Here is a 14921-nt window from a genome sequence, read left to right as displayed (position 1 = left end):
TCGATCCATGTCACGACGCGCCCTGACCCTGCTCGTATCGGGCTTCCTGGTGCTCGCGCTCGGCATCGTGGGGGCGTTCGTGGACGTGCCGTACGTCGTGCTGAGCCCCGGCCCGACGGAGAACACGCTGGGTGAGGTCGACAAGAAGCCCGTGATCACGATCAGCGGGCGGGAGACCTACCCGACCAGCGGGTCGCTGAGGCTCGTGACCGTCGCCTACCAGGGCGGCCCCAATTCCAAGATCGACCTGCTGACCGCGCTGCGCGGCTGGATCGACCCGTCGGTCGCCGTCGTGCCGCAGGAGACCATCTTCGCCCCCGACCGCACGCAGAAGCAGGTCGAGGAGGAGAACGTGGCGGAGATGACCAGCTCGCAGGACAACGCGACCGCCGCCGCGCTCAACGAGCTCAAGATCCCCTACTCGACCGTCATCTCGGTGCGCACGGTGCAGAAGGGACAGCCCGCCGACGGCAAGCTGAAGGTCGGCGACAAGATCACTGCCGTCGACGGCAGGCCGATGGTCGACGTCGAGGAGGTCGGCAAGGCCGTCCGCGAGCACAAGCCCGGCGAACCGGTGACGTTCACCGTGACCAGGGGCGACGACCAGCTGGACGTGAGCCTCCAGACCGCCAAGGGGGAGCAGGGGCAGAGCCGGGTCGGCGTGACCATGCAGCGGGAGTACAAGTTCCCGTTCGACGTCGACATCAACGTGGGCGACGTCGGTGGGCCGAGCGCCGGGCTGATGTTCTCGCTCGGCATCCTGGACAAGCTCACCAAGGGCGAGCTGACGGGCGGCAAGCAGATCGCCGGCACCGGCACCATCACGCCCGAGGGGCAGGTGGGGCCGATCGGCGGCATCGCGCAGAAGATGGTCGGCGCGCGGAAGGCCGGCGCGACCGTCTTCCTGACGCCCGCCGGCAACTGCGCCGAGGCCGTGAAGGGCGCGCCGGACGGGCTGCGCCTGGTCAAGGCCGAAACGCTGCACAGCGCGGTGCAGGCGCTCGACGCGCTGCGCACCGGCAAGGGAAAAGTGCCGTCATGCGACGCGGGATGAAACTTCTTGTGATGGTCGTGCGTTAGCCGTACGGATGGCCCTGCGGTGTAGGTTGCCAGACACGGACCGTTTCTTCATCACGACGAGGGGTTGGCCTTGAGCTTCCGGACCCCAGGAGCCGGTAGGGCGATGCGCTTGCCCCGCCGACCGCGACTGCTTCTGCCTGTCGCGATCGCACTAGTTGCGATTGTGGCGCTTTTCTTCCTTTTTTCGGGGATTTATACCGACTATCTATGGTTCAACGCGATCGACTTCATGCCGGTGTTCTCCGGCGTGCTGCTGACGGAGATCGTGCTGTTCGTCATCGGCGCGGTGCTCATGGTGGGCATCGTCGGCGGCAACATGCTGCTGGCCTTCCGGACCAAGCCGATGTTCGGGCCCGCCATGTTCGGCGGCGCGAGCGGGGCCGACCGCTACCGCATGGCGCTCGACCCGCACCGTAAGCTGATCTTCCTCGTCGGCATGGCGATGCTCGCGCTCTTCGCGGGCTCGTCCTTCGCCGGGCAGTGGCAGACCTGGATGAAGTTCGCCAACGGCGAGACGTTCGGCAAGACCGATCCGATGTTCAAGATCGACCTGTCGTTCTTCATGTTCGACCTGGCGTTCATCCGGATGGTGCTGAACTTCCTGTTCGCCGCGGTGATCATCTCGATCGTGCTGGCGGCGATCACGCACTACCTCTACGGCGGCTTCCGGCTGCAGTCGCCGGGCGTGCACGCCTCGCGCGCGGCCCGGGTCCACCTGTCCGTGCTGCTGGGCGTGTTCGTGCTGCTCAAGGCCATCGCCTACTGGATCGACCGCTACGAGCTGGTCTTCTCCGAGCGCGGCTTCGTGCACGGCGCCTCCTACACCGACGTCAACGCGGTGCTGCCCGCCAAGACCATTCTCGCGATCATCGCGCTGATCTGCGCCGCGCTCTTCTTCGCCGGCATCTTCCGCCCCGGCGGCATGCTGCCCGGCGTCTCCTTCGGCCTGCTCGTGCTGTCGGCCGTGCTGATCGGCGGCGTCTACCCGCTGCTCGTCGAGCAGTTCCAGGTCAAGCCCAACCAGCAGGGCAAGGAAGCCGCCTACATCGCGCGCAACATCGAGGCCACGCGGCAGGCGTACGGGATCGACGACGTGAAGGTCGAGCAATACTCGGCCGAGGCCGACCCCGCCAAGGTGCAGCAGGCCGGCGACACGTCCGTGACGGGCGTGCGGCTCCTCGACCCCGCGCTCGTGTCCGCCACCTACGAGCAGACGCAGCGCATCAGGGGCTTCTACGAGTTCGCCGACCAGCTCGACGTCGACCGCTACCCCGACGCCAGCGGCAAGCCCGTCGACCACATCGTCGGCGTCCGCGAGCTGAGCGGCCCGCCGGAGGGCCAGAACAACTGGATCAACCGGCACCTCGTCTACACCCACGGCTACGGCATCGTGGCCGCGCCGGGCAACAAGGTCGACTCCGGCGGCCTGCCCGACTACGACGCCAAGGACATGCCCGTCACCGGCCCGCTGACGCAGACCACCGGGCTCAAGGAATCGCGCATCTACTTCGGCGAGCACCCCAACAACAACGAGTACGCGATCGCCGGCGGCAACCCCCAGCGGCCGCAGGAGCTCGACTACCCGGAGACGGGCGGCACCGGCCAGGCGAACACCACCTACACCGGCAAGGGCGGCGTGCCCGTCGGCTCGTTCATCAACCGGCTGTTCTACGCCGCCAAGTACGGCGAGGTGAACATCCTGCTGTCGGGCGACATCAACGACAATTCCAAGATCCTGTACGAGCGCAACCCGCGCGCCAGGATCCAGAAGGTCGCCCCGTTCCTGACGCTCGACTCCAACCCCTACCCGGCGATCGTCGACGGGCGGGTCACCTGGATCGTCGACGCCTACACCACGTCCAACGCCTACCCCTACTCGCAGAGCGAGAGCCTCGGCGAGATGACCCGCGACACGGCCACCGACCGCTCGCGCGTCATCGCCCAGCAGCCGCAGGACCAGGTCAACTACATGCGCAACTCCGTCAAGGCCACGGTCGACGCCTACGACGGCACGGTCACGCTGTACGCCTGGGAGCCTGACGACCCGGTGCTGAAGACGTGGAGCAACGCGTTCCCCGGCGTCATCCAGCCGAAGGACCGGATGTCCGCCGACCTCAGGGCGCACGTCCGCTACCCCGAAGACCTGTTCAAGGTGCAGCGCTACACCCTGTCGCGCTACCACATCACCGACGCCGCGGCCTTCTACAGCGGCCAGGACTTCTGGAACGTCCCCAACGACCCGTCGCAGGGCGACCGCAACATCAAGCAGCCGCCCTACTACCTGACGGCCACGATGCCGGGCGGCCAGCCGACGTTCTCGCTGACGACCACGTTCGTCCCGAGACAGGGGCCCAACCTGGCCGCCTTCATGGCGGTCGACTCCACCGACGGCCCCAACTACGGCCAGCTCCGCGTCCTGCGGATGCCGTCCAACGCCCCGATCCCCGGCCCCGGCCAGGCGCAGAACGCCTTCCAGAGCCGCTTCGCGGGTGAGCTCAACCTGCTCGGCGTCGGCGCCTCCTCGGTCCGCTACGGCAACCTGCTGACGCTGCCGTACGCGGGCGGGCTGGTCTACATCGAGCCCGTGTACGTCCAGGTCGCCGCAGGCGGTGGCCAGGAGCCGTACCCGATCCTGCAGCGCGTCCTGGTCTCGTTCGGCAGCAAGATCGGCGTCGGCCGCACGCTGGAGGAGGGCCTGGCCGAGGTCTTCGGCGGCGAACAGCAGGAAACCACCGAAAACAAGCCCGCCGAGGAGAACCAGCAACAGCAGCCGGCCCAGACCACCGCTCTGGCGACGGCCATCTCCGAGGCCCAGACGGCCTACGAAGACGCCCAGAAGGCCCTGCAGGCCAGCCCGCCCGACTGGGACGCGTACGGCAAGGCCCAGGAGCGGCTCGACGCGGCGCTGGAGAAGCTGAAGTCGCTCGGCGCCCAGCCGGCGCCGAACGCCTCACCCACGGCCTCGCCCACGGCGTCACCGTCGGCCACGCCCACCGGCTCACCCCCCGCCACGCCGACGGCTTCACCCACGGCGACGGCCACCGGGGGGACGTAGGTCAGTCAGTTTGCGTAAGCCCCGTGTCAGGGATAGTCTTTAGACACACACCGACGCGGGGTGGAGCAGTTCGGTAGCTCGCTGGGCTCATAACCCAGAGGTCGCAGGTTCAAATCCTGCCCCCGCTACCAAAAGAAAAAGTCCTCCAGGAGTTTCTCCTGGAGGACTTTTTCGTATGCGCAATTCCGCGACTTAATCACCTGAAAGCCTTCAGCGCCGGGCCCGGCGGAAGACCCCGAACTCCACCGCCAGCCCCGCCAGCGCGCCCCCGCCGAAGGCGACGAGCTCGTCCAGCCCGAGCCCCTCGTCCCTGGTCGTCAGCAGCGCGAGGGCCACGTTGGCGACGACGACGCCCGCGAGCATGAGGATGACGAGCCGCACCGCCGGCCAGGCGGATTCCCGGGCCTCACTCATGATCAAGCCTCCTCCATATGTAGACCACCTACATGTAGACAGCCTACTCTAATGGCCGAGCTGACGGGATACGGGTTCCGCGCGACCTGGCATCACCTGGTGCTCACCGCCCGCATCCCCAAACAGGTGGAACGGGACCCCGTCTCACTGGTCCGGGCGGTCGGCGAACTGGCCGCCGCCCGCCGCGTATGGCTGTCGCACGTCGCCGTCGTCCCGGTGATCCGGCGGCTCGTCGAGGCCCACGCCTCCGGCAGGCCCGCCCTCCGGCGCATACGTGCTGTGCGCGACGTCGAGACCGCCGGACGGGGTCTGCCCGGCGTGCGGCGTCGCCGGGCCCGCGCACGCACCGGAGCCCCGGGACGACGACCGCTGGCGACAGGTCCGAGACAGAACGCGAGGGACCCCCGAGGGCCGGCCCCACTGGGAACGGCGGATCCGCCCATTGTCCTTCGACTCCGGTAACTAATCAGGCAAGATCGGTGTATGAGTGCATTAGTCAGGGCCGCGCTCGTGGGCGCCGTGGTCGGGATCGCCGAAGCCATGCTGTACGTGTTCGGCGACGCCGACGAGATACCGGTCGTCCTCGCGATGGCCCTGCTGCCGTTCCCGCTGGGCATGTTCCTGAGCTGGTTCGGCAGGCTGCCGCTGTCCTGGGCGGTGTCGACGCTGGCGTCCTTCCTGCTGTACGTGCTCATGCTGGCGTTCGCCGCTTTCGGGCTCACGCTCTCGACGGCCATGGACTTCGGCGCCGTCACCGGCACCGCCGCCTTCATGGCGCTCGGCGTCATCGGGTACGTGGCCGCCGCCGCGATCGTGATGCCGGGACCGGCCAAGGCCAGGTCGCTGGCCGCCGGCTTCGTCGCCGTGACCTGCCTCGGGCTCGGCCTGCCGCACGACCTGATCGCCGCCGGCGCGCAGGCCGAGCGGCTGCACCGCGCCGGCGTGCCCCTGGTCGGGCCCGGCCTCGACGGCTTCCGCCTGACCCACGCCGACGACGACTACACGGGCCATCCCGACGAGCCGGAGCTGCACCTCACGTACGAGGGCGAGGGGACGATGATCGAGGTCAGGGTGCTGCGGCCCGACCTGACCGGCCCGTACCTGGCCTGCGAGTACGACAGCGGCGCGGACTGCCGGCAGGTGCGGGACGGCGTCTGGATGGACGACTACAGGGTCATGTACGCGAGCCGCGGCGGCACCACGGTGCGGCTGGAGGGCGAGACGGCCTCCTATGACACCCTGCTGGCCATGCTGGACACCTTCCGCCCGATCCCCCTGACGGAACTGGCAGCAGCCGACCGCCCATGACCGCCCGCTACGACGGCCTGGCCGAGTGGTACGACGACTTCAACGCCGAAGCCGCCGCCGCCAACGCCGCCGAGGTGGCCGCCCTGCTGGGCCCGGGCGACGGGCCGTGTCTCGACCTCGGCTGCGGCACCGGGCTGTACCTGGACGCGATCCGCTCCACCGGCAGGACCGTGGTCGGCCTCGACCGCTCCGCCGACCAGCTCCGCCTGGCCCGCCGCCGCGACCCCGCCCCGCTGCTGCAGGCCGACGCGGCCGGACTGCCGTTCGCCGCCGGGGTGTTCACGGCCGTCGCCGCCATCTGGGTGTCCTCCGACGTCGACGACTTCGCCGGCCTGCTGGCCGAGGCCGCCCGCGTCCTACGGCCGGGCGGTCTGCTGCTGTTCTACGGCATGCACCCGTGCTTCAACGGCCCGCACATCGAGCCTCGTGAGGATGGCGCCGTCCTCATCCACCCCACCTACCGGCACCGGGGCCGGCACCCGCGCAAGCCGTGGTGGCGTGCGGGCGGGGTCCGGGACCGGGTCGGCATGAGCCACACGCCGCTGCCGGATCTGATCAACGCCTTCCTCGACGCCGGGCTGGTGCTCACGAGAGTGAGCGAGCCCGGTGAGCGTGCGGTGCCGGGCATGTTGGCAATCACCGCGCGGACTCCGGCATAGCCGCGGAGATATCGAAATATCAACTTTTGAAACGGCGTCTTGTCGGCGCGGGACCACAGCGGCATAGTGGTGCAGATCACAGCGCGCATCCGTCGCGGCGTGCACTTCAGGCACTGCCGCCCCCAGGCAGACCGACTATGCGCAGGAAAGCGCGGATTGGACGAAGCGCATGAGATCCGCCCCGCCGATCCGCCGCAAGATCCTGCGGATTCTCCTGGTGCCTCTGGTGTCGCTCGTCGGCCTGTGGGGCTACATCGCGTACAGCATGGTGTCGGAGACGACGGGGTTCGCGCAGAGCCGGGGCGAGTGGGACGCGGTCGGCGCGCCGTCGCGTGAGCTGATCATCGCGCTCCAGCGGGAGCGGCTGCTCACCGCCGAGCTGGCGGGCCGGGCGGCGGGTGACACGCAGCTCGCGACGCAGCGGCACGTCACCGACCAGGCGGTGGCGCGGGTGCGGGACGTGGCGGCCGGGCTGGCCGAGCAGCCGCAGGCCGGCACCGCGCCAGAGACGGTGCGGGCGCTGCTCGAGGCGCTGGACGGGCTGGCGGGGCTGCGCGCGGCGGCCGATCTCGGCGACGAGGCGGCGCTGACCACGACCGAGAAGTACAACGTGATGATCGGCGTCGCCAACCAGCAGTTCGGCGGCGCCGAGCGGCTCACCGAGGTCTACTCCTACCGGGTGCTGCGCGGCCTGTCGGCCTACAGCTCGGCCGCCGAGTACGCCTCCAGGGAGGCCGCGGTGCTGGCCCCGGCGCTGGAGCGCGGGCAGATGACCTCGACCGAGCACGCGGCGTTCGTGGCGGCGATGACGGCGCGGCGGGTGCAGCTCGCCGACGCGCTGCGCGACATCGGCCCCGAGCTGCGCGCCCTGCACGAACGGCTCGTCGCCACCCCGTCCTACCAGCGGTTCGAGCAGGCCGAGGACGCCGTCTACGCCTGGAACGCGCGCGGCATGCCGCCCGTGACCGCCACGGCCTGGCGGCTCGACGCGGCCGAGGCGTTCGCCGGGCTGAGCGGCAACTCCAGCCAGGAGGTGCGGCGGGCCACGCTGAAGGGCGAGACCCGCGTCGTGGAGGGCCTGGTGCGCATCGGCGTGGTGCTGGGCCTGGGCCTGCTGGCGGTGCTGCTGTCGATCGTGCTGTCGTACCGGTTCGGCCGATCCATGATCGACGAGCTGAGGAAGCTGCAGGCGTCGGCGGTCGAGCTGGCCGAGGTCCGGCTGCCCAAGCTGGTCGAGCGGCTGCGCAGGGGCGAGGACGTCGACCCGGCCGAGACGACCGCCGAGCTGGAGAAGGCCAGGACAGCCGAGGTCGAGCGGGTCGTGCAGGCGTTCTCGGCCGTGCAGCGCACCGCCGTCGAGGCCGCGGTCGGCCAGGCCACGCTGCGCAAGGGCGTCGGCCAGGTCTTCCTCAACCTGGCCAGGCGCAACCAGGCGCTGCTGCACCGCCAGCTCACGCTGCTCGACGCGATGGAGCGCAAGGCGGAGGACCCCGACACGCTGGAAGGGCTGTTCAAGCTCGACCACTTCACCACCCGCATGCGCCGCCACGCGGAGAACCTGATCATCCTGTCCGACGCGGCGCCCGGCAGGCGCTGGCGGGACCCGGTGCCGATCCACGACGTGATCCGCAGCGCCGCGCTGGAGGTCGAGGACTACACGCGGGTCACCATCCAGCCGATGCCGCAGGCGCCGATGCTCGCGGGCGCCGCCGTCACCGACGTCATCCACCTGATCGCCGAGCTGATCGAGAACGCCACCTCCTTCTCCCCGCCCAACACCAGCGTCCAGGTGCGCGGCCTGGCCGCGGCCAACGGCTTCGCCATCGAGGTCGAGGACCGCGGCCTGGGCATGAACACCGCCACGATGGCCGAGCTCAACGCCCAGCTCGCCACGCCGCCCGAGTTCGACCTGGCGGGCAGCGACCGGATGGGCATCTTCGTGGTCTCCCGGCTGGCCGCCCGCCACGGGATCAAGGTCACGCTGCGCCAGTCGCCCTACGACGGCACCACGGCGATCCTGATGGTCCCGGTGAGCGTGCTCACCGAGCCCGTGCAGGCCCGCCCGCACACCACGGTCTCGCTGTTCGAGCCGGCCTCGGCGCCGCCGGTCCGGCAGGTCCCGGCGCCCTCCGCCGTACGAACCCTGCCCCCGCCGCCCTCTCCGGCGCGCTACGAGACCGACGACGACCTGGACGGACTGCCGGTACGGGTACGGCAGGCCAGCCTCGCACCACAACTCCGCAAGACGCGCCCACGGCAGGAACCCGACATCTCCACCCGCTCCCCGCAGGAGCTCCACGACCTGATGACCTCCATGCAGGAGGGCTGGCGGCAGGGGCGCAGGGAGGCGGAGGAGAGCCGTGACATGCGCGATGAAAGGGATGACCATGGCCGACGCGAGATCTGAGCTGAGCTGGCTGCTGGACGACCTGACCCACCGGGTCCCGGGCGTACGGCACGCCGTGCTGCTGTCGGCCGACGGCCTGACGATGGGCGGCTCCCAGGGCATGACCCGGGAGGACCACGAGCATCTGGCGGCCATCGCGGCGGGCAGTCACAGCCTGGCCGTGGGCGCCGGGCGGCACTTCGGGCTCGGCGGCGTACGCCAGACGATCATCGAGCTGGAGGGCGGCTTCCTGTTCGTCTCGGCCGCCGGACAGGGCGCCAGGCTGGCCGTGCTGACGGCGGCCGACGCCGAGCTGGGACTGATCACGTACGAGATGGCGCTGCTCGTCAAGCGCGTCGGCGAGCACCTCTCCACCCAGCCGAGAGGAGCCGCGCCCGCGCCTGTCTGGAACGGGACGGCACCGTGACCGACGACGATCCGGGGCCGCTGATCAGGCTGTACGGGCTCACCGGCGGCCGGGCGCGGCCCTCGGGGGAGGCGTTCGACCTGGTCGCGATCGTCACGACGATCAGGACGCCCTTCGAGCTGCCGGGGCTGAACCCCGAGCACCACGCCATGCTGGCCATCTGCCGCCGGCCGACGCCGGTGGCGGACGTGGCGGCGCAGCTCGGCCTGCCGCTCAACATCACCCGTGTGCTCCTCGGCGACCTGCGGCGCGAGGGCCTGGTGAACATCGACCCGCCGCAGCCTCCCGACCAGACGATCGACGAACGCACTTACAGGGATGTACTGCATGGAATTCGCAGGCTTTGACCGCCCCCGGCCCTCCGGCGGGACGCTCACCGCGACGGCCCTGAAGATCCTGATCGCGGGTGGATTCGGCGTCGGCAAGACGACGATGGTCGGCACCATCAGCGAGATCCGCCCGCTGCACACCGAGGAGCTGCTCAGCGACCGCGGCGTCGGCGTGGACGACCTGTCGGGCGTGGAGACCAAGGTCGCCACGACGGTGGCGCTCGACTTCGGGCGCATCACCATCCGCGAGGACCTGTGGCTCTACCTGTTCGGCACGCCGGGCCAGGACCGGTTCTGGTTCATGTGGGACGAGCTGGCGCTCGGCGCGCTGGGCGCCGTCGTCCTGGCCGACACCCGCCGCCTGCAGGACTGCTTCCCGGCTGTGGACTACTTCGAGCAGCTCAAGCTGCCGTTCGTGGTCGCGGTCAACTGCTTCGACGGGGCCCGCCGTCACGATCCTGCGAAGGTACGGCGGGCCGTCGGGCTGGACGAGGGCACCCCGGTCGTCCTGTGCGACGCGCGCAACCGCGCCTCGGTCAAGGACGTGCTCACCACGCTCGTCACCCACGCGGTGAGCCGGAGGTAGCCGTCAGGACGTCGTGCAGCTGATCGGCGACGGCGTGCTCGTGCCGTCCCCGTTGGCCAGGAAGCCGAACGTGGTGGTCGCGTCGGGGCCGACCGAGCCGTTCCAGCCCAGGTTGGAGACGGTCACGTTGCCGCCGCTGCCGGACACCGAGCCGTTCCAGAGCTGCGAGATCGACTGACCGCCGGCGAACGTCCAGCCGACCCGCCATCCGCTGATCGGCGCCGTGCCGGTGTTGCGCACGGTCACCTCGGCCTGGAACCCGCCCTGCCACTTGTTGACCAGCTTGTACGTGGCGGTGCAGCCGGGCGTGCCCGTGGGGGTGACCGTCGGGGAGACGGTGACCGTCGGCGTGACGGTGACGGTCGGGGACACGGTCGGCTGCGGCGCGGCCATGGCCAGGTCGTACGCCCGCTGCGGCACGAACTGTCCCGCCGAGGCGATGCAGCCGTTGGCCTCGCCGGGCGGTTTCACCCACAGGTACGCGTCGATCGCCGGGTCGCCGGTGTCCGTCGTGCTCCAGGTGCCGGTGGCGCGGCCCGCCGGGTCACACCATTCGCTGCCCGCCGGGCCGTTGCCGTTGCGGCTGGTGTCGATCACCGCGCCGAGCCCGGAGACGCCGGTCGCCGCGATCACGCTCTTGGCGTAGGACACCAGGCCGGGCGTCGAGCGGTAGTTGGAGGTGTTGACCGCGATGCCGTCGGCACTGGTGCCGACCTGGGCGCCGTTCAGCCGCGAGGCGGCCTCCGACGGCGACAGCCAGGCGTCGTGCCCGATGTCGAAGTACACCTTGACCTGCGAGGACGTCGCCTTGAACCGCTGCCCGGCGTAGGCCATCGAGGCCTTGACCTCGGCCTGCTCGGCGGAGTTCATGCAGTTGGACATGATGGCCAGCGCGTCGGGCTCCAGCACGATCGTGGCCGGGCGGCCGCCCAGACCGGCGGCGATCTGGTCGATCCAGCCTCGGTAGGCCGCGTGGTCGGGGGCGCCGCCGGCGCTCGGGCCGCCGCAGTCGCGGTTCGGCATCGCGTACACGGCCATGATCGGGATCTTGCCGGCCGCCGCGGCGGCGCCCACGTACGCGTCCACCTGGCCGCGCACGGCCGACGGGTTGTAGCTGGCGAACCAGCGGCCCTGCGGCACGGCCGCGATCCGGTCCCTGATCACGGCGGCGCGGCTGTCGCCGGGGTTGGCGGCCACCCACTTGGCGGCGTTGGTCTGCGGGTCGACGTAGAACGCGGAGTCGGCGGCCTGGACGGCGGAGGAGGTGAAGACGGCCGCCCCCGCCACCGCCGTGACGGCCGCGGCGACGATGGCGGCCACCAAGGGCCTGCTGCGAGACATGGATACTCCGTCCGGTGATGTGGGAGCGCTCCCACGGGGTTCACTCGGATGGTAGGGAGCCGGTCGCCGTTCCCAGAAGGGTCCGCACCGGCCGCGACGAGGGCGTCCGGCGAAAGTCACAGGCGGGACAGGCTGTTCGGCTGTGCGGAAGGGTGAAACTTTCAGCAGCCGCCTTGCTATGGTCCCTGGTGTGCATGGGCCAGGGGGACCGGTCAGGCGTAGGGATATGCGGTGGTTGTGGCTGGTGGTGCCACCGAGCATCGCGGCCACGGCGAGCGTGATCGGGGCGATATTTCCCGGCGGCAGCCTATATATCTGGTCCTATGCGCTGATGTTCTGGATCTTGGCGGCCGTCGCCTGGGGCGTGCTGTTCTTCCTGCGCCGCTACCGCAAGCTGTCCGCCGTCGGCCCGCTGCTCGCCGTCGCCACCTTCGCCGTCGTGGCCGCCGACCTGCCGATCAGGTTCGCGTTCGCCGTCTCCGAGCACGCCCTGTCGACCTATGTACGGTCCCTGCCCATGCATCCGGAGAGCGTCACCGTGGGCGACGTCGAGGCCGGGCTGGGCGTCGAATGGGTCGGCCTGTTCCCCGTCGGCCGTGCCGTACGCCATGTCGGCAGCACCGACCTGGGCGTCGTCGGCTCCGGGGGATGGCTGGAGTTCTGCGGGCTCACCTACTCCACCGGGACCATCCGCGCCACGTCGGCCGACCATCTCTCGGGCCGCTGGTACGTCACGTGCGAGGCTTTCTGAAGACCAGCAGATACCGCCAGAAGAGCAGACGGCGGATCCGGGCCCCGGGCAGGAGCTCGGCGGCCCGCTCCCTGATCTCCGGCAGCGTCATCGCGGGCGGCCTGACCGGCGCCCGCACCGGCGAGTGCGCCGCCCTGCCTGCCAGGGCCAGCCTGATGGCGGCGTTCGCCGGGACGGCCGCCCCGCTGACCAGGCGGTCGGACCAGGTGCTCTCGCGATAACAGCCCAGCACCGCCAGCACCCCGCCGGGAGCCAGCGCCTCCCGCAGCCGGCTCACCGTGCCGAACGGCACGTGATGCAGGCTCGCCAGGCAGGACACGAAGTCGTAGCGCCCGCCCGGCAGCTCCATCGCGGTGATGTCGCCGTGCGTGAACGTCACCCCGGGAGCCTGACCGGCGGCCCGGATGACCGCCTCGTCCGGATCGACGGCGTCCACCGCCGGCCCGCGCGCGGCCAGGGCCCGCGCGAACGCCCCCGTGCCGCACCCCACGTCGAGCGCGTGCCGCGCGCCCTGCGGAAGCTGTTTCAGCAGCAGGCCGTGGTAGTGGTCGTTATGGTCGAACATCTCGGAATTATGGGCTTGTCCGCCATTGTTGATCAATGATTACATGATTACATGACTGAAGAGAACGTGCCGACGCTCTACGAATGGGCCGGCGGCATCGAGGCGTTGGAACGGCTCACCGAGGTCTTCTACGGACACGTCGTCAAGGACGAGCTCATCGGGCCGCTGTTCGCGCACATGGACCCGGGGCACCCCAAGCACGTCGCCATGTGGCTGGCCGAGGTGTTCGGCGGCCCGTCGCGCTACACCGACGAACGCGGCGGATACGCGCACATGCTCTCCTACCACCTGGGCAAGGCCATCACCGAGCCGCAGCGCCGGCGCTGGGTCAGCCTGCTCATGGACGCCGCCGACGAGGTCGCGCTGCCCGACGACCCCGAGTTCAGGGCCGCGTTCTTCGGCTACATCGAATGGGGCACCCGCATCGCCCGGCACAACTCCCAGCCCGGCGCCACGCCTCCGCCCCAGGCGCCCGTGCCCCACTGGGGCTGGGGAGTCGCGCCGCCGTACACGCCGTAGTCACTCGAAGTAGCACTCCGGCTCGGCGAGCGGGTCGACGTGCGCGTCGGACTCGCGCACGTCCTCCTCGCGCGTCCACCGGGAGATCCCGCGGGCGGCCGCGTCGTCGATCTCGTCGATCCGATGCCGCTGCGGGAGCCGGTCCAGGTACATCGCCGCGAACGACGCCTGCGGGTCGTCCCCCAGGTCCTGACTGACCTCGTACGGTTGCTCGCTCATCGAACTCACGCCTTGCCGATCATGATGGCCGCTTTCCACCCGGCCCATCCGAGCAGGAACAGGGCGAACACCACCTGACCGGCGCGCATCCAAAAGGCAGAGGCCACGTCCGCGTACACCACGACACCCAGCCACATAACGCTGAATGTCCCGACAAAGGCGATTGCCGCCCAGTTCATCCCGCGTTGCCACATATGCGCAGTCTCCCAGGCCGTCCGCCAAGCGCGGGTATGTCCCAGGTCGTCATCCGGTGATACACGCGCTCTATCCCGCGCCCGTTCTACGGTCCGCCGCTGTACGGGCCGGGTCGCACGCTTCTCATCCGGTGCGGCCCAGCAGCGGCGCCTCTTTCCTCGGCCCCCCGGTGGCGCCTCCCCCTTGACCGACCCGGCGTGGCGCCCCTCCCCGACCGGTCCGGAAAGGGGCGCGTCGGGGTCAGCGCGGCAGAGTACGGACGGAGCCGACGCAGCGGCGCAGCCGGATGCCGGCGCGGGGCCTCGGCCGAGCATGCTGCTCCAGGCAGGCCAGCAGCGCCGCCGCCGTGCGGGCGTCGGACAGGATGCGCTGCACGGCCTCGCCGTTCGCCGGAAGCTGGCCGTGCTCGCCCAGCTCGTGCGTGAGGAACGCCATCGGCTCGGGCGCCCCCACCGAGTCGGCCGCCACCGTGGCGCGGGCGGCGGTCAGCAGCCGCAGGTAGTGGGTGCGCATGACGGCCTCGCGCATCCGGGCGTGCTCAAGGTCGTCGACGAGCGTCCGCGCGATGCGCAGGAGATCCTCCGGCTGCGTGGCGTCGTCGGCGAGGAAGGCGCGGATGTCGTCGAACTCCGAGCGGGTCATGGCGGATACCTCCGAGAGCGCAGTCTGCTCGTACGTACTTCGTACCTGGGAGCGATTGCGGATGACTTGCCGGGCACTTGCGCGCTCCGCCGGATCCGGGGGGTGCGCCCCCGGGCCGACCCTTGCCATGCGCGTGGAGAGGTTTGGCGGTTGCCTGGGGAGGGAAGAACGTCATGATTACCCGAGACGGGCCACGGTGGTCTTGGGGGCTGCTAGAGTTGCTGAGGCGCGGGCGACGAGGGGCTGATCAAGCTCCGGAGGTGCCCGGCGAGTCCCACTCTCTGGCGAGACATCCGGACGGTTCAAAGCTGTCCGAATGGCTGGTAAGTTAGCGGGGCGTCGAAATTCCCGCAGGTCGAGCGAGTCCGGTCAATTTGACAGAGACTTGAACGGCTGAAAGAATTAAGACACAACGAAATGAGCGCCTCTCGCAGGACTGGGGAGC

Annotated in this window: 16 protein-coding genes and 1 tRNA gene; 11 read left to right on the top strand and 6 right to left on the bottom strand. The window is 70.2% G+C overall.

Going from position 1 to position 14921, the window contains the following annotated elements; all coding sequences use genetic code 11:
- Positions 1-7 precede the first annotated feature (7 nt).
- The 3 genes from AB0J53_RS25445 to AB0J53_RS25435 all read left to right on the top strand — a co-directional run bounded on the left by AB0J53_RS25445 (position 8) and on the right by AB0J53_RS25435 (position 4266).
- Positions 8-1054 (top strand): PDZ domain-containing protein, encoded by a 1047-nt coding sequence (locus tag AB0J53_RS25445; protein WP_364176512.1) that lies wholly within the window; start codon positions 8-10, stop codon positions 1052-1054.
- A 129-nt stretch (positions 1055-1183) separates the two neighbouring features.
- Positions 1184-4135, top strand: coding sequence for a UPF0182 family protein (locus tag AB0J53_RS25440; protein ID WP_364176510.1), 2952 nt, complete (start codon positions 1184-1186; stop codon positions 4133-4135).
- A gap of 54 nt (positions 4136-4189) precedes the next feature.
- Positions 4190-4266 (top strand) — tRNA-Met (locus tag AB0J53_RS25435).
- A gap of 79 nt (positions 4267-4345) precedes the next feature.
- Here AB0J53_RS25435 and AB0J53_RS25430 read toward each other — a convergent pair.
- A complete protein-coding gene (locus tag AB0J53_RS25430) occupies positions 4346-4549 on the bottom strand; it encodes a hypothetical protein (protein ID WP_364176507.1) in 204 nt (67 codons plus the stop codon).
- 483 nt (positions 4550-5032) lie between these two features.
- Here AB0J53_RS25430 and AB0J53_RS25425 point away from each other — a divergent pair, with 483 nt between their 5' ends.
- The 6 genes from AB0J53_RS25425 (at position 5033) to AB0J53_RS25400 (ending at position 10244) form a co-directional block, all read left to right on the top strand.
- Positions 5033-5857, top strand: a complete 825-nt coding sequence (locus AB0J53_RS25425; protein WP_364176504.1) for a hypothetical protein — start codon at positions 5033-5035, stop codon at positions 5855-5857.
- Positions 5854-6516 (top strand): class I SAM-dependent methyltransferase, encoded by a 663-nt coding sequence (locus AB0J53_RS25420; protein WP_364176501.1) that lies wholly within the window; start codon positions 5854-5856, stop codon positions 6514-6516. Before AB0J53_RS25425 ends, AB0J53_RS25420 begins: the two co-directional genes overlap by 4 nt.
- 169 nt (positions 6517-6685) lie before the next feature.
- Entirely contained in the window at positions 6686-8923 is a 2238-nt protein-coding gene (locus AB0J53_RS25415) for a nitrate- and nitrite sensing domain-containing protein (RefSeq protein ID WP_364176498.1), read from the top strand.
- Positions 8904-9329: a roadblock/LC7 domain-containing protein gene (locus AB0J53_RS25410; RefSeq protein ID WP_364176495.1), complete on the top strand. Its 426-nt coding sequence runs from the start codon at positions 8904-8906 to the stop codon at positions 9327-9329. Before AB0J53_RS25415 ends, AB0J53_RS25410 begins: the two co-directional genes overlap by 20 nt.
- On the top strand, positions 9326-9676 hold the full coding sequence (locus AB0J53_RS25405; protein WP_219504879.1) for a DUF742 domain-containing protein: 351 nt from the start codon (positions 9326-9328) through the stop codon (positions 9674-9676). The genes AB0J53_RS25410 and AB0J53_RS25405 overlap by 4 nt, the downstream gene beginning before the upstream one ends.
- Positions 9657-10244, top strand: a complete 588-nt coding sequence (locus AB0J53_RS25400) for an ATP/GTP-binding protein (protein WP_219504881.1) — start codon at positions 9657-9659, stop codon at positions 10242-10244. The genes AB0J53_RS25405 and AB0J53_RS25400 overlap by 20 nt, the downstream gene beginning before the upstream one ends.
- Positions 10245-10247: 3 nt before the next feature.
- On the opposite strand, the gene AB0J53_RS25395 is transcribed toward AB0J53_RS25400, so the two are convergent.
- The gene (locus tag AB0J53_RS25395) at positions 10248-11585 is read right to left on the bottom strand and encodes a glycoside hydrolase family 6 protein (protein WP_364176491.1); all 1338 of its coding nucleotides are present in this window, start codon (positions 11583-11585) and stop codon (positions 10248-10250) included.
- A gap of 331 nt (positions 11586-11916) precedes the next feature.
- On the opposite strand from AB0J53_RS25395, the gene AB0J53_RS25390 reads away from it, so the two are divergent.
- The gene (locus AB0J53_RS25390) at positions 11917-12336 is read left to right on the top strand and encodes a hypothetical protein (protein WP_364176488.1); all 420 of its coding nucleotides are present in this window, start codon (positions 11917-11919) and stop codon (positions 12334-12336) included.
- Here the strand turns inward: AB0J53_RS25390 and AB0J53_RS25385 are convergent.
- Positions 12317-12901 carry a class I SAM-dependent methyltransferase gene (locus AB0J53_RS25385; RefSeq protein ID WP_364176485.1) on the bottom strand — a complete coding sequence of 195 codons (585 nt, stop codon included), beginning with the start codon at positions 12899-12901 and terminating at the stop codon, positions 12317-12319. The two genes, AB0J53_RS25390 and AB0J53_RS25385, sit on opposite strands and share 20 nt — an antisense overlap.
- Before the next feature lie 51 nt (positions 12902-12952).
- On the opposite strand from AB0J53_RS25385, the gene AB0J53_RS25380 reads away from it, so the two are divergent.
- Positions 12953-13420: a group II truncated hemoglobin gene (locus AB0J53_RS25380; protein WP_219504890.1), complete on the top strand. Its 468-nt coding sequence runs from the start codon at positions 12953-12955 to the stop codon at positions 13418-13420.
- Here the strand turns inward: AB0J53_RS25380 and AB0J53_RS25375 are convergent, their stop codons facing one another.
- The 3 genes from AB0J53_RS25375 to AB0J53_RS25365 form a co-directional block, all read right to left on the bottom strand.
- Positions 13421-13639: a hypothetical protein gene (locus tag AB0J53_RS25375; protein ID WP_219504893.1), complete on the bottom strand. Its 219-nt coding sequence runs from the start codon at positions 13637-13639 to the stop codon at positions 13421-13423.
- Positions 13640-13644: 5 nt separating this feature from the next.
- On the bottom strand, positions 13645-13833 hold the full coding sequence (locus tag AB0J53_RS25370) for a hypothetical protein (RefSeq protein ID WP_219504895.1): 189 nt from the start codon (positions 13831-13833) through the stop codon (positions 13645-13647).
- A 241-nt stretch (positions 13834-14074) separates the two neighbouring features.
- Positions 14075-14476, bottom strand: a complete 402-nt coding sequence (locus AB0J53_RS25365) for a hypothetical protein (protein ID WP_219504897.1) — start codon at positions 14474-14476, stop codon at positions 14075-14077.
- Positions 14477-14921: the final 445 nt, after the last annotated feature.

This window comes from Nonomuraea sp. NPDC049725, from assembly GCF_040674795.1.
Classification (GTDB): Bacteria; Actinomycetota; Actinomycetes; order Streptosporangiales; family Streptosporangiaceae; genus Nonomuraea; species Nonomuraea ceibae.
This window is presented reverse-complemented; position numbering and strand designations above follow the sequence as displayed.

Excerpts from the sequence above, each read along its gene's own strand:
- AB0J53_RS25445 (WP_364176512.1), top strand. The coding sequence starts at position 8 with ATGTCACGACGCGCCCTGACCCTGCTCGTATCGGGCTTCCTGGTGCTC.
- AB0J53_RS25440 (WP_364176510.1), top strand. The coding sequence starts at position 1,184 with ATGCGCTTGCCCCGCCGACCGCGACTGCTTCTGCCTGTCGCGATCGCA.
- AB0J53_RS25430 (WP_364176507.1), bottom strand. The coding sequence starts at position 4,549 with ATGAGTGAGGCCCGGGAATCCGCCTGGCCGGCGGTGCGGCTCGTCATC.
- AB0J53_RS25425 (WP_364176504.1), top strand. The coding sequence starts at position 5,033 with ATGAGTGCATTAGTCAGGGCCGCGCTCGTGGGCGCCGTGGTCGGGATC.
- AB0J53_RS25420 (WP_364176501.1), top strand. The coding sequence starts at position 5,854 with ATGACCGCCCGCTACGACGGCCTGGCCGAGTGGTACGACGACTTCAAC.
- AB0J53_RS25415 (WP_364176498.1), top strand. The coding sequence starts at position 6,686 with ATGAGATCCGCCCCGCCGATCCGCCGCAAGATCCTGCGGATTCTCCTG.
- AB0J53_RS25410 (WP_364176495.1), top strand. The coding sequence starts at position 8,904 with ATGGCCGACGCGAGATCTGAGCTGAGCTGGCTGCTGGACGACCTGACC.
- AB0J53_RS25400 (WP_219504881.1), top strand. The coding sequence starts at position 9,657 with ATGGAATTCGCAGGCTTTGACCGCCCCCGGCCCTCCGGCGGGACGCTC.
- AB0J53_RS25395 (WP_364176491.1), bottom strand. The coding sequence starts at position 11,585 with ATGTCTCGCAGCAGGCCCTTGGTGGCCGCCATCGTCGCCGCGGCCGTC.
- AB0J53_RS25390 (WP_364176488.1), top strand. The coding sequence starts at position 11,917 with ATGTTCTGGATCTTGGCGGCCGTCGCCTGGGGCGTGCTGTTCTTCCTG.
- AB0J53_RS25385 (WP_364176485.1), bottom strand. The coding sequence starts at position 12,901 with ATGTTCGACCATAACGACCACTACCACGGCCTGCTGCTGAAACAGCTT.
- AB0J53_RS25380 (WP_219504890.1), top strand. The coding sequence starts at position 12,953 with ATGACTGAAGAGAACGTGCCGACGCTCTACGAATGGGCCGGCGGCATC.
- AB0J53_RS25375 (WP_219504893.1), bottom strand. The coding sequence starts at position 13,639 with ATGAGCGAGCAACCGTACGAGGTCAGTCAGGACCTGGGGGACGACCCG.
- AB0J53_RS25370 (WP_219504895.1), bottom strand. The coding sequence starts at position 13,833 with ATGTGGCAACGCGGGATGAACTGGGCGGCAATCGCCTTTGTCGGGACA.
- AB0J53_RS25365 (WP_219504897.1), bottom strand. The coding sequence starts at position 14,476 with ATGACCCGCTCGGAGTTCGACGACATCCGCGCCTTCCTCGCCGACGAC.